24 protein-coding genes are annotated in these 24,585 nt (G+C 37.5%); 6 read left to right on the forward strand and 18 right to left on the reverse strand.

The window, feature by feature from the left end:
- Positions 1 to 29 precede the first annotated feature (29 nt).
- Together J4050_RS11825 and J4050_RS11830 are read left to right on the forward strand one after the other, a co-directional pair.
- Positions 30 to 1,070: a DUF1214 domain-containing protein gene (locus J4050_RS11825; RefSeq protein ID WP_208154793.1), complete on the forward strand. Its 1,041-nt coding sequence runs from the start codon at positions 30 to 32 to the stop codon at positions 1,068 to 1,070.
- A gap of 179 nt (positions 1,071 to 1,249) precedes the next feature.
- Complete coding sequence (locus J4050_RS11830; protein ID WP_208154794.1) at positions 1,250 to 2,092, forward strand: hypothetical protein; 843 nt, start codon at positions 1,250 to 1,252, stop codon at positions 2,090 to 2,092.
- A gap of 136 nt (positions 2,093 to 2,228) precedes the next feature.
- Here J4050_RS11830 and J4050_RS11835 read toward each other — a convergent pair whose 3' ends face one another.
- The 18 genes from J4050_RS11835 to J4050_RS11920 form a co-directional block, all read right to left on the reverse strand.
- The gene (locus J4050_RS11835) at positions 2,229 to 2,903 is read right to left on the reverse strand and encodes an outer membrane beta-barrel protein (RefSeq protein WP_208154795.1); all 675 of its coding nucleotides are present in this window, start codon (positions 2,901 to 2,903) and stop codon (positions 2,229 to 2,231) included.
- A 233-nt stretch (positions 2,904 to 3,136) separates the two neighbouring features.
- Positions 3,137 to 4,147: a DUF481 domain-containing protein gene (locus J4050_RS11840; RefSeq protein ID WP_208154796.1), complete on the reverse strand. Its 1,011-nt coding sequence runs from the start codon at positions 4,145 to 4,147 to the stop codon at positions 3,137 to 3,139.
- Between the two features lie 6 nt (positions 4,148 to 4,153).
- A complete protein-coding gene (locus tag J4050_RS11845; protein ID WP_208154797.1) occupies positions 4,154 to 4,882 on the reverse strand; it encodes a DUF3575 domain-containing protein in 729 nt (242 codons plus the stop codon).
- A gap of 56 nt (positions 4,883 to 4,938) precedes the next feature.
- Entirely contained in the window at positions 4,939 to 6,120 is a 1,182-nt protein-coding gene (locus tag J4050_RS11850; RefSeq protein WP_208154798.1) for a formylglycine-generating enzyme family protein, read from the reverse strand.
- Positions 6,121 to 6,141: 21 nt separating this feature from the next.
- Positions 6,142 to 6,684: a hypothetical protein gene (locus J4050_RS11855; RefSeq protein ID WP_208154799.1), complete on the reverse strand. Its 543-nt coding sequence runs from the start codon at positions 6,682 to 6,684 to the stop codon at positions 6,142 to 6,144.
- 5 nt (positions 6,685 to 6,689) lie between these two features.
- Positions 6,690 to 7,172: a DUF4381 family protein gene (locus J4050_RS11860; RefSeq protein WP_208154800.1), complete on the reverse strand. Its 483-nt coding sequence runs from the start codon at positions 7,170 to 7,172 to the stop codon at positions 6,690 to 6,692.
- Positions 7,173 to 7,175: 3 nt separating this feature from the next.
- Positions 7,176 to 8,438: a hypothetical protein gene (locus J4050_RS11865; protein WP_243878627.1), complete on the reverse strand. Its 1,263-nt coding sequence runs from the start codon at positions 8,436 to 8,438 to the stop codon at positions 7,176 to 7,178.
- Between the two features lie 119 nt (positions 8,439 to 8,557).
- Positions 8,558 to 10,291 carry a vWA domain-containing protein gene (locus tag J4050_RS11870; RefSeq protein ID WP_208154802.1) on the reverse strand — a complete coding sequence of 578 codons (1,734 nt, stop codon included), beginning with the start codon at positions 10,289 to 10,291 and terminating at the stop codon, positions 8,558 to 8,560.
- The gene (locus tag J4050_RS11875) at positions 10,284 to 11,318 is read right to left on the reverse strand and encodes a VWA domain-containing protein (protein WP_208154803.1); all 1,035 of its coding nucleotides are present in this window, start codon (positions 11,316 to 11,318) and stop codon (positions 10,284 to 10,286) included. The genes J4050_RS11870 and J4050_RS11875 overlap by 8 nt, the downstream gene beginning before the upstream one ends.
- Before the next feature lies 1 nt (position 11,319).
- A complete protein-coding gene (locus tag J4050_RS11880) occupies positions 11,320 to 12,285 on the reverse strand; it encodes a DUF58 domain-containing protein (protein ID WP_208154804.1) in 966 nt (321 codons plus the stop codon).
- Between the two features lie 3 nt (positions 12,286 to 12,288).
- The gene (locus J4050_RS11885) at positions 12,289 to 13,320 is read right to left on the reverse strand and encodes an HAD family hydrolase (RefSeq protein ID WP_208154805.1); all 1,032 of its coding nucleotides are present in this window, start codon (positions 13,318 to 13,320) and stop codon (positions 12,289 to 12,291) included.
- Positions 13,321 to 13,345: 25 nt separating this feature from the next.
- Entirely contained in the window at positions 13,346 to 14,317 is a 972-nt protein-coding gene (locus J4050_RS11890) for an AAA family ATPase (RefSeq protein WP_208154806.1), read from the reverse strand.
- 88 nt (positions 14,318 to 14,405) lie between these two features.
- The gene (locus tag J4050_RS11895; RefSeq protein WP_208154807.1) at positions 14,406 to 15,962 is read right to left on the reverse strand and encodes an arylsulfatase; all 1,557 of its coding nucleotides are present in this window, start codon (positions 15,960 to 15,962) and stop codon (positions 14,406 to 14,408) included.
- Between the two features lie 13 nt (positions 15,963 to 15,975).
- Complete coding sequence (locus J4050_RS11900; RefSeq protein ID WP_208154808.1) at positions 15,976 to 17,481, reverse strand: arylsulfatase; 1,506 nt, start codon at positions 17,479 to 17,481, stop codon at positions 15,976 to 15,978.
- 131 nt (positions 17,482 to 17,612) lie between these two features.
- Positions 17,613 to 18,272, reverse strand: a complete 660-nt coding sequence (locus J4050_RS11905; RefSeq protein ID WP_208154809.1) for a hypothetical protein — start codon at positions 18,270 to 18,272, stop codon at positions 17,613 to 17,615.
- A 21-nt stretch (positions 18,273 to 18,293) separates the two neighbouring features.
- A complete protein-coding gene (locus J4050_RS11910) occupies positions 18,294 to 19,208 on the reverse strand; it encodes a transporter (protein ID WP_208154810.1) in 915 nt (304 codons plus the stop codon).
- Between the two features lie 12 nt (positions 19,209 to 19,220).
- Complete coding sequence (locus tag J4050_RS11915; RefSeq protein WP_208154842.1) at positions 19,221 to 20,273, reverse strand: AI-2E family transporter; 1,053 nt, start codon at positions 20,271 to 20,273, stop codon at positions 19,221 to 19,223.
- Entirely contained in the window at positions 20,269 to 20,931 is a 663-nt protein-coding gene (locus tag J4050_RS11920) for a hypothetical protein (protein WP_208154811.1), read from the reverse strand. The genes J4050_RS11915 and J4050_RS11920 overlap by 5 nt, the downstream gene beginning before the upstream one ends.
- Before the next feature lie 94 nt (positions 20,932 to 21,025).
- Between J4050_RS11920 and J4050_RS11925 the strand changes: the two genes are divergently transcribed.
- The 4 genes from J4050_RS11925 to J4050_RS11940 are packed head-to-tail and all read left to right on the forward strand — an operon-like array spanning position 21,026 to position 24,568.
- Positions 21,026 to 22,249 (forward strand): Nramp family divalent metal transporter, encoded by a 1,224-nt coding sequence (locus tag J4050_RS11925; protein ID WP_208154812.1) that lies wholly within the window; start codon positions 21,026 to 21,028, stop codon positions 22,247 to 22,249.
- On the forward strand, positions 22,250 to 22,990 hold the full coding sequence (gene pxpA, locus J4050_RS11930; protein ID WP_208154813.1) for a 5-oxoprolinase subunit PxpA: 741 nt from the start codon (positions 22,250 to 22,252) through the stop codon (positions 22,988 to 22,990).
- A 5-nt stretch (positions 22,991 to 22,995) separates the two neighbouring features.
- Positions 22,996 to 23,727, forward strand: coding sequence for a 5-oxoprolinase subunit PxpB (gene pxpB / locus J4050_RS11935; protein WP_208154814.1), 732 nt, complete (start codon positions 22,996 to 22,998; stop codon positions 23,725 to 23,727).
- Complete coding sequence (locus J4050_RS11940; RefSeq protein ID WP_208154815.1) at positions 23,720 to 24,568, forward strand: 5-oxoprolinase subunit C family protein; 849 nt, start codon at positions 23,720 to 23,722, stop codon at positions 24,566 to 24,568. Before pxpB ends, J4050_RS11940 begins: the two co-directional genes overlap by 8 nt.
- Positions 24,569 to 24,585: the final 17 nt, after the last annotated feature.

Consider the following 24,585-nt stretch of genomic DNA (forward strand, 5'->3'; position numbering starts at 1 on the left):
AAAGGTCACATTAATAAAAAAAGAAAATCATGTTAATAAGAATTAAAAAAATCAATCGTCTTGCAGCTCTCATTGCAGGCATATTTTTGACACTTAATCTGTCTGCACAATCAGACGAACCCGTAATTGTAAACGTAGATAATTTTGCACGTGCCGAAACAGCTTTTCAATTCGATAGGGCACTATCACTGGTAGAGGGTGGCGAAGTCAATAAATTCATACATTTTCGTAATCCCACACCTCTAGATAAACAAACTGTTATTAGAATGAATAGAGACACATACTACAGTGCAGCCATTGTTGATATTAGCAAAGGAGCAACACTTAGTATTCCAGAAACAAATGGACGATATGTTTCAGTAATGGTAGTCAATGAAGATCATTACATTAACGAGATATATCATAAAGCGGGCACCTATAAACTCGGCATGAAAAAGTTCGGAACACCCTACGTTATGGTATCCATACGCATCCTTGTAAATTCTTTCGATCCTGAGGATGTTAAGAAGGTATTGGCTATTCAAGATGGGGTTAGCATTAAAGCTAATTCATCAAAACCTTATACTTATCCTAATTATGATAAGGCAAGTTATGAAGCTACTTATAAGCCATTACTTGAATTAAGCAAAGGTATGCCAGAAACCAAGAGAATGTTTGGAAAAAAGGAAGAAGTTGATCAGGTACGTCATTTGCTTGGAACAGCATTTGGATGGGGTGGTTTGCCTGAGTATGAGGCATTTTATCTAACCATTGAACCAAACCTTCCAATAGGCGCTTATGAGCTTACTGTTAAAGATGTGCCAGTAGATGCATTTTGGTCTATAAGTTTATACAATAAGGATGGTTATTTCCAGGAAAATGAATACAAGGCCTATAGCGTCAACAATATTACGGGTACGCCCAATGAAGATGGTTCTTTTACCATTCATTTTGGTGGTGATCCTAACAGCTCTAATTACCTGCATATAACCGAAGGCTGGAATTATACGGTAAGATTATATATGCCGCGCGAAGAAATACTTGACGGCACTTGGGTTTTTCCGGATGTGAAACCTGTAAATAAAGAATAAAGAAGTTAGTTAAGAAACATGGGGTATCGCATAGAAGAATCTAGGACAATTGAATCAATAATGTCAAAAAAAAACAAGGTCTAAAGGGTTGCTGGGAAATTAATGTGCTTAAGCGTTGCGAATGAGTTTATGATGACCGCATGACTCCAATACTATAAAATAACTAAAATAATACCACTATGAATTCATCAGATTATTTAAAACGTATATTCCCCTTCTTATTAATGCTATTGTATTTATCCCCTCTGGTCCTGCTAGCACAGGAGCAAGAGGATGCTGAAGAAAATCTCTCAACTCAGGCCGCCAATCCACTGGCCGACTTGATGAGTTTCCCCTTCCAGAATAACCTAAACATGAACCAGGGTCCTTTTGACCGCAATACCAATGTCCTGAACATTCAACCAGTTATCCCCTTAGCAGGCGGACGCGTCATCACAAGAACCATCATTCCGATTGTTAATATACCAGATTATGGAAGTGAAAGTGGCACCTTTAGTTCAGGACTTAGCGATATTGTATTCACTACTTTTTATGTGCCAGAAAGTTCGGGTATTACTTGGGGAGCGGGTCCAGTAATTGAACTCCCTACGGGTGGGGCTAACCGAGGTACCCAGAAATGGAGTGCGGGACCATCGGCTGTGATGTTAGTCCAACCTGGTGATTGGACCTTTGGGGCTTTGGCCAATAATACCTGGTCTTTTGCAGGCGATGCTAATCGTGAAGAGGTAAACAGAATGCTGCTTAATTTATTTGTGGTAAGACAGTTGGGTGATGGCTGGTATGTGAATAGTGCTCCAATTATAACTGCCGACTGGACAGCAGATTCAGATGAGCGATGGATTATACCAGTTGGTGCAGGTGGAGGAAAGGTGATTATGCTAGGCGGGAAGCTTCCGGTGAACCTGCAAACACAGCTCTATTATAATGCAATTCGTCCCGATTTTGGACCCGAATGGCAATGGCGTTTTCAACTACAAATCTTATTACCAAAAAGTATATTGTCTAAAAAAAAGGCAGAATAAAATAATTAATTCCTAATTGAGTAACTCCTGAGTTTGTTAAAGTTTAGGGCTTGTGCTTATTTTGAAATGAATGAGTTAATGAGTGTTGTTAAGTGAATAAAACTTCAACTAAACTAAGCAGTTAGACAACAGGCGATCAAAATCTGAACCCTAAGTTAAAATAAGCTTGATTTGGATTGAATTTACTACTTAGATTTTCAATATCATTTATAATACCAGTAAAACCATAGTTATAACCAATTTCAACAAAAAAGAAGGCAATGTCAATTCCTATACCGCCTTGACCATAAAACATAATATCCTCGATATCATCTTTTTCTAAACCAGTCCTATCGACGTCCTTGTTCAGGGTAAAGGAGGGTACAGCACCAATAAAAACACGAAGACCTATCAGTCTATCGGCAAAAGAGGTTATGTTAATTCCAGCAGTTAATGGGACATCAAAGGCAGAAACTTTTAAGTCATTAGTCATAATATTTGCTGGGTCATTACTGTCTAGTACTTCAAAAGCCCTTTGGTTATATCTTGCTCCAATTTCATAGTAAAAAAAGCGACCACGCTTATAAGAGATGCCGAGGTTATAGCCTACATCGGTCTTTGACTCTAGGTTATCTGCAGCATCAACACTTAGATTGTTGAAATTGACGCCAGCTGAAATTTTATATGAACTCTTGGCTTTCCTTTCTTTTTTTTGCTGTACCTCATCATTTTGTGAACTGTTATCTTGAGCAAAACTTAAGTTAGAAAATGAAATTAGAACTAAAAAACTAAAACTTAGTTTTAAACCGGTTGCTATAAGAAGATTTTTCATTTTTGATGATATTTGAATTAGTTACTTTTTTCAGCTTTATGAGATCTGAGGGTGTAGTTCTTGTACCTAGGAATGGGTATTAGAACATAAGCTAAGTTAAATATACGTATTATTTTACTAGCAAAAAACTGGACTTGTATCCAATGCGTATGGCAAAGTATATATTAGGCAATTGCTTAATCATCACTACTATGATTATTTTTAGGCAAGGTTAAAAATAAAGGGAGATGAGCTTAGTTAAAACTCCAGCCGATACCGGTAGTTAAAATATAATCAAAATTACTACCGGTAGCAGCGGCCTGATTATCATAATTGAATTGTACATTGGTTTTTAAATAAAAATCGAAAGGCAAGTCCCATTTAATGTCCAGATTATAATCAGCCCTCCAACGGCCACTCTCACTCAAACTCGGAAAAATATCAAGATTGGTATTAAGGCTAAAATCTTTAAAATCGAACATATTAAAATTTGTGCCAATAAAAATCTCAGTAGATTCTCGATCTGGGGTGTCATCAGAAAAATTCTCAAGGTTTAGGTTAAGCCCACCGCTCACCCCCCAAGATAATTTATTGTTTAGTGCTAAAAAACGTCCTGCTCCTGCGCGAATACTATAACGCGAATTCAGGGCTTGTTCCGTATTTGATAGATAACTAATATTCCCTAATAAATACCAGTTTTTTGGCAGGATTCGTTGTAATTGCCCATCAATATCCGTGCGTTTTATATTTTCCGTGTTGTCTTGTCTAGAATCGAGGGAGGTGAATTTAGCGCTAGATAACCAAACAGGACCTCTATAGGACAGTCCTCCACCAAGGGTAAATTGCCTTGCACTGTTTGCCCTTGTGATATTATAACTTAAATCAATGTTACCACTTAATCGTTTCCAGAAGCGTTCATAGAGTTCATCTAATATAATTAACTCACGCATTCTGAAAGATTCAGTCGCTCCGTTAGGATACGTAAATGTAAATTCATTAGGTTTTTGTGATTTGATATAGCCCGTTAATCGTCTGCCGCCCGATAATACAATAAAACACTTACGTTGTATGTTTATGAGCTCAATCTTACTGAAATCAATATTAAAATCTTTGTCGCTATATGGGGTTTCCATGGTTAATACCCCAGATCTCAGTGTTTTGATTTCACCGAATAAAACGTTGCCATTTTTTACACGAATGGTATCATTTTGGGTAAAAGATGTAGCACTTATTGAAACAAAAAGAACAACAAAAAATATCCTCATCAACGATTAAAAATTATACTTTAAACTTATGGCGTACCTAAAGGAAGGTACTGTAAAACTGCTGCGTTGTTTGCTTCTGTCAAATTCAAAATCAGCTTCAATTAAATCGAGTAAACTAATGTTTTCTAAGGCATCATTTAAATCGTCAAAAAATGATTCTGGTAAATCATCCGATTTGTTTTGTATACTAAAACTATAGTTCCCTGCGCCAGGACCAGCAATAAGAAAGTCAATAGCTAAGCGCTTACTTAAGGGTAGCTTGTACCCGACCATAAAACCTGCAGAGACCACATTAATTCCAGCATCAAAATTGACATTAAATTGATCTCCAGCGCTGTCGGTATAAGTTCCAACTAAATCAGAATTAAAATCAGAAAACTTAGTGTAAAAACCAAAGTAAAATCCTATGGCTCGTCCATTTGTGTGTTCGCTGACATAGTAGCGCCCTTCTAAAAGGATTTTGAAACCCGTATAGAATACGTCACCAGTTTGAATGCTAGGGCCATCTATGCCAGAAATATTAACTAAACCTTCTTTAGATTTTGGTCCAGCTCCTATAAGCCCTGACCAATGTTTACCAAATGATCTTTCGTAACTTATCATAGTTTGACCATCAATTAGACCAAGGAATTCAATCCCAACTTCATTGGCGCGTTTTTTTGTGTCTGTATCGGCGTCTTGTCCAAGCGACAATTGGGCAATAATTAATGCTAAAAGCAGTGAAATTTTTTTCATATTGGTTAATTCAAATGGATGTTACAAATTAGTCATTATTTTTTGAACGCCTTTAATTATTTAGAAATATCAGCTACGCATCTAAAGCCCACATGGTTCATAGCCGAGTCTGTTTCTAAAGGCATCTTGGCCGAAACTCTGTAACTAGCACAATAACTATCGTTACATAAAAAGGAGCCCCCTTTAATAACTGTGAATTTGGCATAAGGATTAGCACTATAATAGCTCCGGTCTGACCCTTTTGGGTTTATGTTTGCTGCTGTCGTGGAAAGCATACTGTAGTACTCTTCGTCAAAATTATCTGCTGTAATTTCCCAAACATTACCACCCATATCAAAAAGGCCATAGCCATTTGCGGCAAAACTACCAACAGGTGCTGTAGTAACATAGCCATCTTCTCCTGTATTTGTATTAGGAAAACGGCCTTGGTAGAAATTACATTCATAGGGCAAGGCGTTAACATCTTTGTTTCCCCATGGGTAAATGGGGTCGTCTAATGTGCCATTAGCGGCGTACTCCCATTCTGCTTCGGTAGGTAAGCGTTTACCGGCCCATTTGGCATAGGCTAAGGCGTCAGCGTAGGCAATATGCACCACAGGGTGATTATCTTTTCCTTCTATAGAACTGTCGGGTCCATCAGGATGTTTCCAATCTGTATAATTGGTCCATTGCCACCATTGAAAATAATTACTTAAATCGGTTACTTGCTGCAGTGGTGGTGTAAATACTAAAGAGCCTGGTCTCAACGCTTCCTCAGGAGGTTTAGGGGTTCCAGGTGGGACTTGCTTTTTTAATTCTTCCCAATCAATAGGTCGTTCTGCAATGGTTACATACCCTGTAGCTTCAACAAAGGCCCTGAATTCGGCATTGGTAACCTCATGACTATCCATATAAAAACTATCCACTTTAACAGGATGTCGCGGATATTCCCGTCTCAAAGCTAAATTGCCTTTTGCTCCCATCATAAATTGGCCGCTTGGAATAAGCACCATGCCGTCAGGCGTATCTGTGTAAGAACTATTTGAAGTGTTTATCTCTTTTGAAATAAGAATATCGTTTTTTTGAGTTGCAATACTTTGGTTTGAAGTAGTGTCTAAGGAGGTTAAGATTTGAGAGCGCCCACCAGCGGGATGACAATCTGTTTTTGACTCTACTTTTTCTTGTCCAGTCGTATTTTGCTTCTCATTTTTACAACTAAAAACTAGGATTGAAATAAACATCATTATCAGGGCTCTCATAACCAAATCATTTTTGGAAAATTACTTAAAAATTTTATTGATTCCTAAGCCAAAATTAATACTGTCATATGCATCAATGAGGGCGTCGTAGTTAATTGCGAAAACAACTTCCAATCCTTTTTCATTAAGTTCTAATCCATAGTCAGTTCCAATACGGATTACTCCAAAATTTTCATTTCTTTCCCATTCAATACCTCCTCCAACAGCTATACCCCAAGACTCAGTTATTTTATAGGTGCCAACTATTAAATTTGATATTGGATATTCTCTTTCTAATAAGTCCTCATCCTTACTGGTATCTTCAACAACAAAAGATTCTATAATGATGTCATTATGAAGACCAATGGACCATTTCTCATTGAGTTTAAAATTATAATTAATACCAAATGAAGGAGCGGCTAGCCATTCCCTAGTGCCATCTATTTTTCCTTGACTGATGTAACTATGGCTTATCAAGAAAGACAAACCATGGCGTTCGTTTAAATGTGATATGGTATTTTCTTCTTGGCTATACATAGCGCAGCACAACAAAAATATTCCTAGTATCACGATATTTTTTATCATAAGTTTTAGTGTTTGTATAATTTATGCGTTTTAATCCAGTGTTGACATTGTTCTATTAAATCTGAATAGTCTTCTTTTTTATATTTTAAATCAATTGTATTTTGATAGGGGTTGCTTGATAACAACTCAGCTCGGACCTCACTAAAAATAGCTGATTCTGACGTTCTGTTTAAAAAATCAATCCAATCTTTTCCCGCAAGTCCTGCTACTTGTGCTCTAGGATAGGTTTTTAAAGCACAGGCCTTAAGGAGTTGGTTAATTTCTTGTAATTGTTTGTCAGTTGCTTTTAGATTTGAAATAGTGTCCAGTTTCCTTAAGGCTTCCTTTCTGTAGGCATTACGGTGTTTATGTTTACGAAATCGAAGTATTGCAATACCTATAATAATAAGGATGACACCACCTAGGGCATACCAACCTGGCTGTGGCGGCCAGAATTGCACGTCTTCAGGAGGAATAATCTCTTGTATGTTTGGTGTGTTTTGAGCCACGAGTTAAGAGGGATTAATTTGCATCCATTCTTGCTTAGATTCAATATCTTTTAAATTCTTTATTTTTTGTCTTAAGTGTTTAATACTTTCTTGAAATTTTTTAGAATCTTGGGGTACAGCAGTCAAGTCTTCATTTTTATAATAAGCTTCAGATAATTCTTTTAGTCTATTGGTCAACTCAGTAGCATTAGATTTTTTTAATATATCCGACAGATACGGATTGAACCTGCTACCACGGAATCTATCATACCAATGAAACAGCGCAGTAATCATCTCTTTGGTGGTCCCGTTTTCAATTGAATCTATAAGTTTTTTAAAAAAGTGAGCTTCAGATTCTAAGGCGCGCTTTTTCTTTTTAGCCAAATTAAATTTCAGTTTTGAAATCAAATTGATTAAGAGCTTCATCAACAATATTATACTGGCCATTACCAATACCAACTGCCACCAATTAAGACCAAAAAGGCTAAACGGTGTTTGTGTTTCAGATTCTGTTGTATCGTCCGTAGCAGTTAATTCTGCCTGTAGCTCTTTTTGACGCGTTAAAATAAATTCTAAATCTGGATTTGGAGCTACAGTAAGAGGCTGTTCTTTTATGACAGCCAATTCAGAAGTCTTGGAGCTTAATTTAAACCATTTCACTTTTAGTTCTGGAATTACAAAATCACCATCCTTTTCTAAAAGATAATTAATAATTTCAACTCGTGTCCCACTAAAACTAGACCTATTTTGCCTATTAGAAAGGATTGGTGTTTTTACATAGATACTTCCAAAATCAATACTGTCTAGTTGTAATGGTGGTATGGTGGCAGATAAGGTACCAGAGGCATTAATGGTGATTCTGCGTTCTAAAACATCTCCAGCTTTTAAATTGGTTAGGGGTCTGTTCCATGAATCCCTAACGGTAACATTATAAGCCGCTAACCAGTTTGCGGTATCGACCCCATCCGGTGGTGGCAAAACCTTAAACCTACGTTCTTTGGTTGACACCTTGCGCTCTCTGCCCTTATAATCGCCCTCGGGAGGACATGTGGTGGTTACTGTAAAGGATGGTAATGTATTTTGTCCCAGAACATTTGGATAGACCACAAATTTTTGGCGAATGGCTGGGTATTGTTTGCGACCAATAGTGACTGAAGTCGCAGAATTTCTAGACTCTAGTTTTACCATTAAAGCCCCTTTGACTTGTATTTCTTCAAAAACCGGTGGTTCCGTAAACCAGGTACTCGTATAGACGGTTACTGTGACCACCAGAGGCTCGCCTAACATTACGTTTGATTTATTAAAGGAGGCCGTAGCCCATATTTTCGCAGGCTTTGTTTGGCTAAATATAACAGTGTAGCCCAATAGAAGCGTCAAAAGGGTAATATGTTTAACAAAGGTCTTCACTACCAGTCTTTATCTTGTTTTTTGGGTTTGATTTTTCGATTTTTTATCTGATAGGCAAATTTTCGTCTGAGAAATATAGCCGGATCTTCTTTAACCTGCCTCAACAAGGTTTGTTTGGCAGCGTCTTTGTCAATCACCGCATTTTCATCAAATTCAAACACATCTATGGTGTTTTCATCGACTTCTTTAGTTACCATTTCCTGTATATCTCCTTTACCGTCGTATTTTTTATCACTTTTTTGAGCAGTGTCCTTTTCGTCAGGACTTTCGGTATACTCCTGAAATTTATCTGGGTCATAGGGAGACTCAGTAGCGTTTTCTAGAATCAATCCATTTTCCTTTTGTATAGAATCTATAACGCGAACAACTTTTTCCAGATTGAGCTTTGCAGGACTTAATTGCGGATTGATTTCAAGGGCAGAGTTAAAGGCTTGTTGTGCGCCTTCATAATCTCCTATTTTGTATAATACTACGCCCAAATTGTAAAAGCCATTATCACTAACATCTTCACTGTAGGCTTCTGCGGCTTTTTCAAAATTTCCCATATTATAATACGTATACCCCTTAATATTGCCAGACTTAAACGTTTCTAAGGCCCTTAAGGTATCTCCCTTTTTGAGGAATCGTTGTCCTTGTTGGTCTTTGGTGAAAAACAATTCATCTATGTTTAAGTTTTGCTCCTCATTACAGTTATAGGCTAATAGTAATAGCCACACCCAGTGCACTTTCCAGCCGCGTCTAAAGGAAAATAATGTGAGTAAAAGTAGTGGGAAACATAGCCAATAGCCAAAATCCTTCCATTCTTCTTCGGCATTCTCCAAGTCAATCTCAAACTCTAGGTTTTGACGCACTCTTGCTGCTAAAATTTTTACATCACTATCGTCTAGCGTCACTGTAATAACATTGGCATTTTCAATAGCTTCAATTTGGTTAAGGGTAATTGTATTTAAACTTGAAATCACCGTATTACCGGCTTTGTCCTTAAGGTCTCTTTTACCAACAGGGATAGTAGCACCGCCGGGTGTGCTGATAGCCATAACTTCAATATGCGATTGTACGGCAGTTTGTGCCAAGCGCGGAATATCCATTTCTTCAACGTTGTCGGTAACAATAATGATGGTGCTAGGCGCAATGATTTTAGCCAATAGCGAATCGGCCAAGTCTAAGGCCTCAGACAAATTACTCCCTTGAATAGGCATAATATCTGGTCTTAGGGCTTCCATTTGCCGGTTTATAGTCTTATAATCCTTACTGAATGGCACCACACTATGCACAGATCCTGCATAAGCGACTAAACCCACTTTAGCTTTTGGCTTGGCTTTAAAAAAATCTTCAAGTTTTAGTTTGGCGCGTTCAATTCGGTTGGGCTGAATATCTTCTGCCAGCATGGAACGCGACAGGTCTAATAACACCAACAGTACAGCCTCAGTTTTTTGCCCAGGATTTTCTATTTGTTCCCATGTGGGCCCTGAAGCTGCTATAGTTATTAGGCTTAGAAACAAAATAAGAATAATCTTAGGGATAATAAATTGACGTTTGGTCCCTTTTATAATTAGAAATGGCAGCAAGTCCGCAGAAAAGTTTTTTTTCCAGGATGCTCTCGTATTAAAGGTTAAAAGAAATAACACTATCAATATCCCAATAGGAATGAAGGCGTATAACCAATCTGGTCTCATAAACCAAAGATTATCCCATGCGTAGCTCATATATTCTGAAGTGCTTAAATCATCCATCTTGAGTAAATTTAAGATTTATGATTTTCACCAAGGCGATTAAGGCTAGAATACCATGGTAGAATAAAGCTAATATCAAAGCTAGCATTAGCGGGTAATAGAACAAAAGACGTTTGGGAATGAAATTGTTGTTTTCATATTCAATGGGCTCTAAGGCGTCTAAGGTGGCATAGACATCCTCTAAGCGCTCACGGTCGGCAGCTTCAAAATATTGTCCATTGGTCGCTCTGGCTATCTCTGTGAGCGTATAATCATCAAGTTCATAGGTCTGTTGACCTTTGGTACCAATACCTATTGTATATATGGTAATACTGTCGGTTGCAGCAAGACGCGCAGCTTGAATTGGTTTTAACTCGCTACCACTATCGGCGCCATCAGTCACTAAGACCATGACTTTTTTCTGTATGCTATCGCGTTCAAATAATTCAACAGATTTACCAATTGAGTTTCCTATGGCTGTTTTGGCACCAGCCATACCCACTTCAGATTCATTTAATAAAGTCCTTACGACGTCAAGGTCATCTGTAAAAGGTGTCTGTAGGTATGCTTGAGAACCAAATAAAATAAGGCCCATACGGTCTCCCTGGCGACGGGTTATAAATTCATCCATAACCTCCTTGACGGCTTCCCATCGCGACACAAGTTGTCCATCGCTATTCACCCAATCTCGAGTTTCCATGCTTAAGGAGAGATCGATATTGAGTAAAAAATTTCGAGCTGTTTTAATTTGTTTTTGTGGTTCGCCAACAATCTGTGGAGAACTGGCTGCAACAACTAAACACAACCATATGAGCCATAAAAATAACATGGATAATATATTTCGTTTAGAAATTTGAACACCATGAGCTGGTTGTTCTCCTTTTAAGTCTAGAACCGTTTTAAAACCTGGTGTAAATAAAGCCTCTGTTTTATGACGAATAGGAGGAAGGAGTATAACCAAAACAGGTAGCAAGGCAAGCCAAAGTACCCATGTATGGGCAATTTCAAAATTACCGGAGTCTAGAAGTTCTTGGATTTCGTTGAGCATACTACCGCTTCCTTTTGTTTGAACTTATTAATGCTCTTAACTGATGCGCGGGACTCTCTAAAGTTGAAAATGATAAAAAAGGAATGCCATACTTTTTAAAATCTTCTTGCGTTTTCTGAAGAAGGGCTGCTTGCGCTTTTTTATAATTGTTTTTCAAAGTTTTATCCTTTGCAATAAGTATCTGATATTCTCCATCTGAAAGGGTGATTTTTTTTGCTAGAATTTCTTTTTCTAGTGGATCCCAAACATGTCCAAAAATAACATCATTGTTTTTCTTTAATCGTATCAGTTGCTTGATAACTTGGTCATTAGCATAATTTAAATCAGAAAGAACCACAACCAAGTAGTCGTGCGTTACGACTTCATTGGTTTTCTTTAAGGCTTCTAATAATGGATTATCAAACTTTAAAGTCACCTTATCTGTTGATAAGACTTGATTGAATTCTGATATGCGACTTAAAAAACGTTGTACGGCCTGCCTGTTTCGTTTTGGCATTACAAAATAATCTTTGGTACCATTAAAAACCAAACCTCCAACCCGGTCACCAACCTCTAGCGTTCTCCAGGCGCCCAAGGCTGCCAGGTGGGCAGCGATAACAGATTTGAAATACAATTTACTTCCAAAGAACATATGAGTACCTTGGTCTACCACAAATAGCACGGGGCGTTCTTTTTCTTCGGTGAATTCTTTGGTATGGGTAACCCCAACTCGTGCCGTTACCTTCCAGTCGATATTTCTAATATCGTCTCCAGGAATGTATTTGCGGACTTCATCGAAATCTAAGCCACGTCCTCTTAATTTAGAACGGTGTCGACCAGACAAGATACTTTGAACAGCATATTTCGGTAAAAAGCTAAAGCCTCTGGCTTCAAATTGCAACTTAATAAGGTCCTGAAGGGTAACATAGACTTCCTTAGGACCTTTTCGGTCTTTACTTTTATCCGATGTTATGCGTTCTTTTGGCATGTATTAGTCATTCATTTGAAATGGAAACACAGTTTTCCAGTCATTTTTCATATCAATAACGGTCCAGCCTTTTTCAACAGCCTCATCAAGTCCTTTATCTAATCTTCCGATGGATGAATCTCTGTCATAGGCCCATTCACGTTCTGCATCTGTATGGTGCAGATACAATTGAAAACTAGGATAGGAATTAGAATCTGCCCAGCGCATCATTTGCAAATCACCATCAGAATTACCTGAAGCAAAAACGGGCTTTTTACCAATATATTGATTGATACCTTCTGGTTTACCTTCCTTATCATCGATAAAATTTAATTCTGGCAAACGTCTTATTACAGGGTTTCCGTCATTATAATCATATTTTGTCTTGATACTACTTCCAATAACCTGGTCTTTTGGTATGCCATAAACACCCTCAACCCAAGGGCGCATAAACTCAATACCGCCACCAGAAACTATAAACGTTTTAAAATCATTAGACTTCATATAGTTAATCAATTCTAACATAGGTTTATACACCAAATCCGTATAAGGTCTATCAAATCGCGGATGCTTTGCAGTCGCTAACCAATCTTTTACGATTTGCTCAAATTCTCCAACCGTATTTCCGGCATGTGTTGCCATAACTATTTTTATAAGACCATGCTCTCCGTATGACATGAGTGTTTTCATATCATTTTCTATTACAGATTGATAAGGCTGTGTGGTTTTCCACTCCGGATGCTCTGATACCAATTCTTTAATGCGGTCCATGGCAAAGAATAATTGAAAATAGGCTGGCTGTTCGGCCCATAAATTCCCATCATTGTCAAAGGTGGCGATACGGTCTTCAACGGGAATATAGTCTGGACCTTCAGTGGTTACTTTTGTAACGAAATCTACAATAGCCGTTTTGGTAGCGCCATCATTCCAAGAGGGCAGTGGGTCTGCCATTTCGGTATTCTGGCTTTTGTTATCTTCAGCGGAATTTGTAGCCTTATCATTGCAACTAAATGCAACAAAGGCAAATATTATTGCATAAATTTTAATGTGTTTCATTATTGTTTTGTTTAAATTTTAATGTTTAGGCGACGGCGACTTGTTTTAGCAGCTCATCTATTATTTTGTCTTTTGTAATACCATCGGCATTGGCCTCATAACTTTGTGAAATACGGTGACGAAATATATCGTGTACAACAGCTCTTACATCGTCTGGATTGACAAAATCTCTTTCATTTAACCATGCGTTTACGCGGCTACATTTGTCCAAAGCAATAGAGGCTCTTGGGCTAGCACCATAATCAATCCAAAGCTCTAATTCTTCAGTGTATTTTTCGGGAAAACGGGTGGCATTGACTAAGTCTACAATGTATTTTTTGATACTGTCCGATACATGTACACCATTAATTTCTTTTCTGGCCTCGAATATCACATTTTGGGAAATCGTTTCTTTTTTTGACTTTGGTTTAGGTGCTGCATCTTCTTCACCTCTTACCAAGTCTAGGACTTTCATTTCCGAAGCTGCATCAGGATAATCTACAATAACATGCATAAGAAAACGGTCCATTTGGGCCTCTGGTAAAGGGTATGTACCTTCTTGCTCTATAGGGTTTTGTGTTGCCATGACCATAAATAAGGGGTCTAATTTATGTGTGGTACCAGCCACCGTAACCTGACGTTCTTGCATAGCTTCCAAAAGAGCAGACTGCACTTTAGCAGGCGCTCGATTGATTTCATCCGCCAGAATGAGGTTATTAAAAATGGGACCTTGTTGAAAAATAAAGGTCTCTTCAGATTCTGGTTGGTAGACCTCTGTACCAGTAATGTCTGAAGGCAATAAGTCTGGTGTAAATTGAATACGGCTGAGACCTGCGTCCAAATTTTTAGCGAGACTATTAATGGCTCTCGTTTTTGCTAAACCAGGCAAACCTTCTAAAAGTAAATTGCCATCAGCCAATAATACCATTAAAAGGCGTTCTACAACATGTCCCTGTCCTAGTATGGAAAGATTGATTTGTGATTCAAGGTCGCGAATTGTTTTAAGGTGTTTATTCATATAATACTTTGAAAAATTTCGACATACAAGATAAAAAAAAAGGGACGCAACAACATATGTAGGTCCCTTTTAATAAGTTCAAAATATTTTAGTCTGATTTACCGCCTTCTTTTAATTGGGCCATAACCTTATCTAAAGAAAAACTTGCCGCTTCCTGACGCGGTGGGTAGTCTTTAAAGGTCGCTAAAAACTGCCCAACATATTGCTGAGCCGGCACTAATAAATAGGCTCTATCTAACATCCAATCGTAATAGGTGTTAGAGGTTAACTGAGCACGCTCGTATGGGTCTCGTCGCAAATTAAAAATTAAAGGAATCCTTAAAGGTGTGAACGGGTTCGCCCATAATTTTAAGGTGCCTGTAGCACGTTGCTCCATAAAGACTAGTTTCCAGTCTCCATAGCGCAAAGCACTTAAGTCCCCATCATCTGTAAAGTAGAAAATCTCTTTCCTCGGAGATTCAACTTCTTGGGGATTTTTTAGGTGTTCTAATATATTGTATCCATCAAGATGTAATTTATAGGATCTCCCTAAAGCGTTTGATGTATAACCGTCTAATAAATCTTCTTTAATATCAGTTTTTCCCGCTGCGGCAGCATAAGTTGGCAGCCAATCCATGTGGTGTACCACACCGTTACTCACTGAGCCTGGTTTGATAACACCTGGCCAACGAACCATAGAAGGTACTCTCCAGCCACCTTCCCAGTTGGTGTTTTTCTCACCTCTAAAGGGTGTCATAGCTGCATCAGGCCATGAATTCATATGAGGGCCATTATCTGTAGAGTAATGTACAATTGTATTGTCTGCAATTCCTAATTCATCGAGAACGTCAAGAAATTGACCAATATGCATATCGTGCTCCACCATACCGTCGCCATACTCATCCTGACCAGAAATTCCTCTATTGGACTCTTTTACATGCGTTCTGAAATGCATACGAGTCCCTGACCACCAAACAAACCAAGGTTTGCCGGCTGCTGTTTGTTCTTTTATATATGCAATAGCAGCAGCAGTCGTTTCATCATCAACTGTTTCCATACGTTTTTTAGTCAGTGGACCTGTATCTTGAATACTGCCATCAGCGCTAGACTTTAGAACACCTCTAGGACCATAGTTTTCTCTAAAGGTCTTACCGTTTGGCATGACCATGTCACCAGGGTAATCTTCATTCTCCGGCTCTTCTTCAGCATTTAAGTGGTAAAGATTTCCAAAAAATACATCAAAACCATGATTAGTTGGCAACATTTCATCGCGGTCGCCCAGGTGGTTTTTACCAAATTGTCCTGTTGCATAACCCTGATCTTTTAAAACAGTGGCAATAGTAATGTCTTCGACTTTCATACCTTCTTCGGCACCAGGAAGACCTACTTTGGATAATCCGGTTCTAAAAACACTTTGTCCCATTATATACGAGGAACGACCTGCGGTACAGGATTGTTCTCCATAATAATCTGTAAAAATTAATCCTTCATTGGCAATGCGGTCAATATTTGGGGTTTGGTAGCCCATCATGCCCTTAGTGTAAGCGCTAATATTGGATTGTCCAATATCATCTCCCCAAATAACGAGGATGTTAGGTTTTTTATCTTTTTGAGCATAACCCAGTGTCATGCTTAGCATAAGTAATAACAAACTAATTTTTTTCATATTAATTTCTTGTTTAATTTCTTCTTGGTTGTTTCAATTTGTCTACTACAGCATCTATTCCTAAAGACCCGCCCTCAACTGGTGGAAAGTCTTTAAACGTTGCTAAAAACTCACCAATATAATTTTGGGCAGGAACAAACAACCACATGTTATCGCCATACCATTTTGTATATAATGCAGATTCCCAGGAAACTTCGTAAGGATCTGCCCTTAAATTTATGGCTAATGGCCATGATGGTGTTTTACGGTAGGCTTCATTAATTGAACCTTCCATAATGGTGAAGTGTAATTTCCAATTTTTGTACCTTAAGGCGTTGAGGTTCCCTCCAGCATCAAAATAAAAAATCTCCTTACGTGGTGCTTCATCTACCTCACCTTTAAAATATGGCATTAAATTATACCCGTCTAAATGTTGTTTAAATGTTTTTCCATTCGCCGTATACCCTTTCTTAACTTTTTCTACAATGTCAGGCTCTCCTGCAGCTGCTAGAAGTGTTGGCATCATATCTTCGTGAGAAAAAATATCATTATAAACTGTTCCTGGTTTAATGACACCTGGCCAACGAATAACAGAAGGTACTCTAAAACCCCCTTCCCAAGTGGTCCCTTTTTCTCCGGCAAATGGTGTTGTACCTCCATCAGGCCATGTAAATTTTTCAGCACCGTTATCTGTTGAGTACATGATAATTGTATTGTCAATGATTTTTAAATCCTCCAATACTTTTAAGACCTTCCCTATGTTTTTGTCATGCTCGACCATGCCGTCAGGATATAATCCTATACCCGTCACACCAACACTTTCTTCTTTCAAATGCGTCCAAACGTGCATTCTTGTTGCACTCAACCAAACAAAAAACGGCTTCCCTTGGGCATGTACATTCTTTATAAATGCTATAGCAGCATCAGTGAATTCATCATCTGCTGTTTCCATTCTCTTTTTGGTTAATGGACCTGTATCCTCAATTTTTCCATCTGCGTAAGAACGTAATACTCCTCTTGGCCCAAATTTTTCTCTAAATTCTGGATCTTTTGGATAATAATACGTCTCTGGTTCCTCCTCAGCATTTAAGTGGTACAAGTTGCCAAAAAACTCATCAAATCCATGATTAGTTGGTAAATGTTCGTCTCTGTCTCCAAGGTGATTCTTACCAAATTGCCCGGACACATAACCATGCGGCTTAAGTAATTCTGCAATTGTTGGTTGACTATCTTGTATTCCTTGCTTGGCTCCAGGCATACCAATTGTCAATAAACCTGTTCTGAATGGATGTTGACCTAAAATAAAAGCTGCTCTTCCTGCAGTACAGGATTGTTGTGCATACCAATCTGTAAACATGGCACCTTCTTTAGCCAACCTATCGATATTTGGAGTTTTATACCCCATCATTCCGTGGTTGTATGCGCTCACATTAGACCAACCGATATCATCTCCCCAAATAACGAGGATGTTCGGTTTTTTTTGAGCAAAGCTCGTGCTTGCCATGCTTAAGCATAGAAGCAGTAATAGCATTTTTTTCATGTGTAATAGTTATTGATTAGTAATGTAAAAAAAAAGGATAAAGTATTCGCTTTAGTTAATAGTTTGTAAGATATTATATTTTTTTAATATATGTTAGACTTTAACAATCGTCAAATTTGGGACACTTTAAATTAATCTGCGTCAATTCTAAAGACTAGGCCACCGCTAAAGCCTCCAATGATTTGTGTTGACCCTGTACTGAATCCCGCTCCTCCTGTTCCAACATAAAAACCGCCATAGTTAACTGGAAAGAATAAATTACCTTGTATGTTAAATCCAATGTTGTCTGTAAACATAATATTTGCCCCAGCTTCAAAATTAAAGGCAAAGTAGGTATTACTGCCTAAGCTTGGCGTTATTTCTGTTTGGGGTAGGCATCCTGTACAATTAAGAGTATTTTCGTTTTTTGGGGACACAATAACAAGACCGAGACCACTTCCAACAAAAGGCCTAACTTTCCCAGTATTTAAATACTTTTGAATTCCTAGCAAGAACCAGTCATTTTGTAGATCTGACAGTCTCACTTCTCTATTGTTTTCAATATCTATATCGCGTACTCTAAGCTCTGTGCCCATACTTGTATAGGAAATTTTACCTATTAACCCAGGACGTAGTTCAACGCCTGCGGCAATTCCCCATTGCCCACTTGATTCTGCCTTAACATAGCCTAGACCGTAATTTAAACGTGTTCCAAACTGATACCCATACGATGGTGTGATTTCGATTACTTGTGCTGTTGAGGTTAAACTAATTGTTAAGCATAATAGCAGAAGTGTAATTTGATTTTTCATTTTGTTATTTTTTTTGTGAAATTAGAAAAATATATGCGACCAGCCAACAATAATGCTGTTGGTATTAGAACCTAAATCTTTTAAAGTTGTAGAGTTTAAAAATACAAATTTAAGATTTTGACGTTTTGAGATTTTTAGACCCGTAGAAAGTGCCGATAATAAATTGGTTCTAAGGTCGGCATTGGAAACATTATTAACCACAGATTCTCCACCAATACCATAGCTTGCACTAATCGAAGCCCACAATTTTGAACTAAATCTTTTAATGAGATGGGATTGTAAAGCCAATATAGGGTCTTGTTTTTTTGTTTTGCCACCAAAAAAATTATTATTATTTGTAAAAATGAATATTGACCCTGTTAACTCATAAGACCAAGATTGCCATGTATGTACCATTCCAAATTGAGGTCTAATGACAATTTGATTTTGGCCAATATTAATCAGTTTTTCATCGAAATATTGACCTGTAGGCAAATTAACTGCCAACGAAGCTCCAAATATTGTATTAACAGGATGCTCTGCATTAAACTTTTGAATATCTTTAATCGTACCCGGTGGCGGGCCATTTAGATTCACGGAAAAGCGTATCCTAGAATCGCCAAAGCCGTTACGATATAAACTAGCAGGGTTCCCACTTAAGGTACCTTCAAATCGAATAAAATTATAAGGAACTGTTACATCAATTCTAGCCAATTTGTTACCAAGGCGAAAGGACCTAATATAGGATGTTACTATTGTACTTACATTTACAGAGACATCTTCAGCTTCTAAGAGTGGGTCGAAAAGTACCTCCCCAAATGAATTGGCATAGCCTGCACCAATAATTTGTGAATTTACCGGTAGAATAGACCATCGTCTTGGCTCAACATCTTGAGTGAAGCAAAACGTTGTTTTAATTAGAATAAGCCCAATAAGAATGTATTTATAAAATCTCAAAAAATCTATAGTTTATTTTTTCAGAGTTGAGCCGTCACTATTAACCCAGAACATATAGAGCCTGTGGGCAACTGATAATACTACAGCACCGACAAAAAGTCCAATTATTCCATGTAAAAGCATACCGCCCAAAGTGCCAACTAAAATTATAATCATCGGAGTTTGAAGTCCCTTACCCAATAAGATGGGTTTTAGAAAATTATCTGAGAGCGCAACTGCAATCGCATAGACTGTAAATATTATTGCCGGAGTCGTGTCTGAAGTAGAGAAAGCCAACAGAATTGCTGGAATCATAACTAATAATGCTGGAATCTGCATAATGGCCGCAACTAGAATTAGAAAAGCAAAGAATCCTGCTGCAGGCAGGCCTATGAGTTTAAAACCTATTAATGCCAAAACAGTCTGAATAACTGCCACAAGCAAAATTCCCTTTACAACACTTCTAATAGTATCCCTGCACATGTGGATGATTTCATCAGATTGTAAACCAAATAGTTTCCCGAATAACAATTGACCAGTTTTATAACCAAATTCAGCTTTGTACATTAATACAACCGATATGAGAAAAGAGGCTACAAAAACAAATAAAGTACCAAAAAATCCTGTTAAGCGAGATAACAAGCCAGTACCTTTATCTATGAAAATGTCTTTATGTTCAAGGGCATATGCTTTGGCGTTGGAAGATAAAGCGGACCACTCATTGTACATTTTATCACCTATTAAGGGCCATGACTTGACATCTTCCGATGGGTTTGGTATAAGGTGCTCGTCACTCTTAATCTGTTTTACTATTGATTTGCCACTAACAGAAATCTCTTTAATTAGAATGTATGCAGGTGTGAATAGGATTAATGCAATTAGTGAAGTGAATAAGATTACCCCTAATTTTTTATTACGAAACCGACTGGACCAAGATTCAAAAATTGGAAAAAGAGCAACAGCTAAAATGATAGCCCAAATAAAAATTAAAATAAAAGGCTTTAGGATGAAGAAAGTCCAGGCAATTAAGCCTAACAGTAGAATAAGGCGAATAACCGAGGTGATATTTAAGTTGTTTGGTTTAATTTTTTTCTAAAGCCTTAAAGATTTCTTCAGTGTATTTACTCGATGTCTTAAATGCGTTCTTTGGATCTTCAATAGTAGTCGTAACAACGGCTAAAAGCTGATCGTTTTTATCTGCTTTTAGATTGTAAGCTACAGTTTCTAAATAATATGTTTTTGTAGTGTAGGTTGTTGGTGTTGTATCACCAACATATACGCTGTAAACATAGGGCTGATAATAATAGCCATAAAAATTTCCATAATAACTTGGATAAAAGGAGTTCCAAGGGTCAGAAAAATAGTAATTATTGCCACTTGTAACTGTGCGTTCTCTTATATCCTTGACACTAGTAATAACAACAGCATCAAAACCTTCATAGTTTAATATCTCACGAATCATTTTCATACGTTCTTCATCAAGATCCTTCGCGGCAGCAAGGGGAGGAAATTTACTAAAGCTCGGTGTGGCCTTTATACCTTTAGCGATTAATTTGTCTGTTATGTCCCTTTCAAAGGCTAGTCTGGCGCTTTCATTCGATGTTCTGGCAACTACCAGCACTTTTTTATCTTTAATTACAGAGACTTCAGGAGACTTCCAAGCATCCACAACTTTTATGCCACCGCAATTAAAGAGTGATGTGGTTAATACTGCTAATAGTAAATATTTAATTATTCCTTTCATGTTAATGCGTTATGTTAATGGCTAAAATAAACATTTAAGTTTAGTTTGCTCGTTGTATATTTCAATTTGTTTATTTTAAAGATTTATAAATAAATTGAGAGATTTCTTCAGGAATATTGGTCCTGGCCCATTAATAGCTGCAGCTTTTATTGGCCCTGGAACCGTAACGGTATGTACACTAGCTGGTGTTAAATTTGGATACACCTTGCTCTGGGCAATGGGGCTGTCTATTGTTGCCACTATCTTTCTTCAAGAGATGGCAGCTCGCTTAGGTGTGATTTCACAAAAGGGTTTAGCAGAGCTATTACGAACGGAACTACAACATCCTATACTTAAATTCATTGTTATGTTTTTGGTTTTATCGGCTATTTTAGTTGGAAATGCCGCATACGAAGCTGGGAATATTAGTGGTGGTGTTCTTGGCGTAGAAACATTGTTTGGGTCCAAGTCACTTGTTTTTAATGAGGTTGAGGTTAACGTATATGTCCTAATTCTAGGAGCAATTGCATTTGTAGCTTTATATATAGGAAATTATAGAGTCATTGAGCGGTTTCTGATTTTTCTAGTAATTCTCATGAGTGTAGCTTTTCTATCAACTGCAATTTTAACTAAACCGGATTGGTCCGCTATTTTCTCAGGACTATTTATGCCAGAGCTTCGGAAAAATAGTTTACTCACCGTTATTGCCTTAATAGGCACCACGGTAGTACCATACAATTTGTTTCTGCATACCTCGTTGGCCAAAACAAAATGGACATCAAAGGTTGATGTTAAATTGGCTAAACGCGATACAGTTATTGCAGTAGTTTTAGGTGGGTTTGTAAGTATGTCAATTATTATATCTGCAGCGGGTTTACCCTTAAAAGAGGTTTTGAATGCATCTGATTTAGCAGCGAGTTTGGAGCCTGTATTTGGAGCTAATGCAAAATATTTATTATCAGTGGGTTTGTTTGCCGCAGGTATAACAAGTGCAATTACAGCGCCTTTAGCAGCAGCTTACGTAGCGAGTGGTTGTTTAGGTTGGCCAGCTGATTTAAAATCGAAACGTTTTAGAATTGTTTGGATACTTGTTCTTGGGCTTGGTGTTCTATTTTCAACCTTGGGCTTTAAACCCATAGCTGTGATAAAATTTGCACAAGTAGCTAATGGCTTATTACTACCTATTGTTGCAATATTTCTGCTTTTGGTAATGAATAACTCTAAGATTTTAGGGAAATACGTAAATTCAAAACTTCAGAACGTAATTGTGGTACTAATAATACTATTGACTTTTGTTTTGGGAGTAAAAGGAATTTTAAGTGCGATGGATAGTTTTTAAATGACTTACTTTAATATAGACATAAACGCAGATGTGGGAGAGGGCTTAGGCAACGAGGCCGAGCTGATGCCCTTTTTGTCGTCATGCAGTATTGCTTGTGGTGGGCATGCTGGTGATGAAAACACCATGCGCAGTACAATTAATTTAGCCCAGCAATTTAATGTGAAAATTGGTGCGCATCCATCTTTTCCCGATAAAGACAACTTTGGGCGTATTCCACTAGATATAAGTGATAACGAATTATTATTTAGCCTGAAAGAGCAGCTAAGACTATTTAATAATATGTTGAAGTCTCAAGACGGGAGCCTAAATCATATAAAACCTCATGGCGCTTTATACAATTTAGCAGCTATTGATATGCATATAGCCAAAGTTGTGGTTGATTTGATTAAGCATGAAGCGAAAGGGGCCAAGCTTTATGTGCCTTATGGTTCGGTTATAGCTAGGCTTGCATTGAATTCTGGTATTGAAATAGTATTTGAGGCATTTGCAGATAGAAATTACAATTCCGATTTAACTCTAGTTTCAAGACAATATAACGATGCACTTATAACGGATCCCGAATATGCATTTAATCACTGTAAGACAATAATAAAAGAGGGTAAAGTGAGCTGCATTAATGGCTTGAAACAAAAAATAGAGGCATCAACATTTTGTTTACATGGAGATAATCAAAATGCACTCTCAATTCTAAAGTTTTTTCATAAAAACTTTCCTAAGGAGGGTATCGAAATTTGTTAATTAAAATGTATTACGATTTAAGTTTTTATAGGTACAATGAACGTTCAATATTAATTAGTTGGCCTGAAAAAATCAACGAAAATATCCTAAATGATATATTGAATTTCAAGAAAACAATTTCTGAAAAAAGTATTAAACAAATAGTTGATATAATACATGCATACTCCTCAATATTAATAATATACAAACACACTATTGACAACTTCAATGATGAGTATTTTAAGTTGAAGGAGCTCTACATGGCATCTCAGAGCTCAGTTGTGCTTAAGAAGACAACTTGGGAAATACCAGTGTGTTACGACTTAGAATTTGGAGTTGATTTAAAGTTTATTTGCAACTTAATAAACCTATCGCCATATGATGTGATTAGGATTCATTCAGCCCCAGTTTATACTGTTTATTTTTTGGGTTTTCTTCCTGGGTTTCCCTATTTAGGTGGGTTGGATTCCCGCTTATTTCTGGAACGCAAATCAGAACCCAAGCTAAACGTTGCTAAAGGGTCGGTTGCCATTGGAGCAAATCAAACTGGCATTTATCCACAAGACAGTCCGGGAGGTTGGCACATTATAGGCAAAACACCAATAGACCTCTTTACCCCAAAGCGGAAACCCTTAACTTTTATTGATGCAGGTGATAAAATACGTTTTGTTCCGATTTCAATTAAAGAATTTTATAAAATCGACGCCTTGGTAAAATCCTCAGATTATATTTTAAAACCCATTCAATCTCATGACTGAAGTTATTAAGCCTGGTTTTTATACTACCATTCAGGATTTGGGTCGATTAGGCTATGGAGCTCATGGTGTGCCAGTGTCTGGCAGTATGGACATGTATTCTGCTAAATTCGCAAATTTATTACTTGGTAATACAGAAGAGGCTGCAGTTTTGGAAATCACCATAATTGGTCCAACTTTAAAGTTTCTTTCCCCAACAACCATAGCGATTGTTGGAGCGCCAATGCGCCCTAAATTAAATGGAATCGCAATAAACAACAACCAGCCACTAGCACTTAAGTCAAATGATATCTTAAGTTTTGGACCTTCTGTGAATGGTGCACGTTGTTACATAGCCATAAAAGGTGGTTTTAATACACCATTAGTTTTGGGCAGCCGCAGTTTTTATGAAGGTATCACCGAATTTCCAAAGATAAACAAGGGTGAAATAATACCGTATCTTTCTATAGACAAGGAACTGGCAAAAAAAAATGCGAGTTTAAAATATGACGAAACTGTCTTAACAACTAAGTTTTTGAATGTTTCATTTGGTCCAGAATATCATTTGCTTAGCAGGTCACAACAAGATGAGATTTGGAGCTCTCAGTTTGTTGTTTCAAAATTTAATAATCGAATGGCGTATCAGTTAGAGAATTTAATAGATAACGATGCAAAGAACATTATCACAGCACCTGTTTTACCTGGGACGGTGCAGCTTACACCATCTGGTCAATTAATTGTATTGATGCGAGATGCTCAAACAACAGGTGGTTATCCTAGGATACTACAGTTAACTGATAAATCTATTAATGCTTTAAGTCAAAAAACAGTTGGAAACTACATAAAGTTTAGACGAATTGCCTAATAATGTAAGAAATTAAA

The organism is Winogradskyella pelagia, from assembly GCF_017581965.1.
Lineage (GTDB): Bacteria > Bacteroidota > Bacteroidia > Flavobacteriales > Flavobacteriaceae > Winogradskyella > Winogradskyella pelagia.

Bases quoted from the DNA above. Each gene is read 5' to 3' on its own strand.
- J4050_RS11890 (WP_208154806.1), bottom strand. From the start codon at position 14,317: ATGAATAAACACCTTAAAACAATTCGCGACCTTGAATCACAAATCAAT.
- J4050_RS11920 (WP_208154811.1), bottom strand. From the start codon at position 20,931: ATGAAAGGAATAATTAAATATTTACTATTAGCAGTATTAACCACATCA.
- J4050_RS11850 (WP_208154798.1), bottom strand. From the start codon at position 6,120: ATGAGAGCCCTGATAATGATGTTTATTTCAATCCTAGTTTTTAGTTGT.
- J4050_RS11825 (WP_208154793.1), top strand. From the start codon at position 30: ATGTTAATAAGAATTAAAAAAATCAATCGTCTTGCAGCTCTCATTGCA.
- J4050_RS11940 (WP_208154815.1), top strand. From the start codon at position 23,720: ATGACTGAAGTTATTAAGCCTGGTTTTTATACTACCATTCAGGATTTG.
- J4050_RS11840 (WP_208154796.1), bottom strand. From the start codon at position 4,147: ATGAGGATATTTTTTGTTGTTCTTTTTGTTTCAATAAGTGCTACATCT.
- J4050_RS11885 (WP_208154805.1), bottom strand. From the start codon at position 13,320: ATGAAACACATTAAAATTTATGCAATAATATTTGCCTTTGTTGCATTT.
- J4050_RS11895 (WP_208154807.1), bottom strand. From the start codon at position 15,962: ATGAAAAAAATTAGTTTGTTATTACTTATGCTAAGCATGACACTGGGT.
- J4050_RS11905 (WP_208154809.1), bottom strand. From the start codon at position 18,272: ATGAAAAATCAAATTACACTTCTGCTATTATGCTTAACAATTAGTTTA.
- J4050_RS11880 (WP_208154804.1), bottom strand. From the start codon at position 12,285: ATGCCAAAAGAACGCATAACATCGGATAAAAGTAAAGACCGAAAAGGT.
- pxpA (WP_208154813.1), top strand. From the start codon at position 22,250: ATGACTTACTTTAATATAGACATAAACGCAGATGTGGGAGAGGGCTTA.
- J4050_RS11835 (WP_208154795.1), bottom strand. From the start codon at position 2,903: ATGAAAAATCTTCTTATAGCAACCGGTTTAAAACTAAGTTTTAGTTTT.
- J4050_RS11875 (WP_208154803.1), bottom strand. From the start codon at position 11,318: ATGCTCAACGAAATCCAAGAACTTCTAGACTCCGGTAATTTTGAAATT.
- J4050_RS11900 (WP_208154808.1), bottom strand. From the start codon at position 17,481: ATGAAAAAAATGCTATTACTGCTTCTATGCTTAAGCATGGCAAGCACG.
- J4050_RS11845 (WP_208154797.1), bottom strand. From the start codon at position 4,882: ATGAAAAAAATTTCACTGCTTTTAGCATTAATTATTGCCCAATTGTCG.
- J4050_RS11830 (WP_208154794.1), top strand. From the start codon at position 1,250: ATGAATTCATCAGATTATTTAAAACGTATATTCCCCTTCTTATTAATG.
- pxpB (WP_208154814.1), top strand. From the start codon at position 22,996: ATGTATTACGATTTAAGTTTTTATAGGTACAATGAACGTTCAATATTA.
- J4050_RS11855 (WP_208154799.1), bottom strand. From the start codon at position 6,684: ATGATAAAAAATATCGTGATACTAGGAATATTTTTGTTGTGCTGCGCT.
- J4050_RS11865 (WP_243878627.1), bottom strand. From the start codon at position 8,438: ATGTTAGGCGAGCCTCTGGTGGTCACAGTAACCGTCTATACGAGTACC.
- J4050_RS11870 (WP_208154802.1), bottom strand. From the start codon at position 10,291: ATGGATGATTTAAGCACTTCAGAATATATGAGCTACGCATGGGATAAT.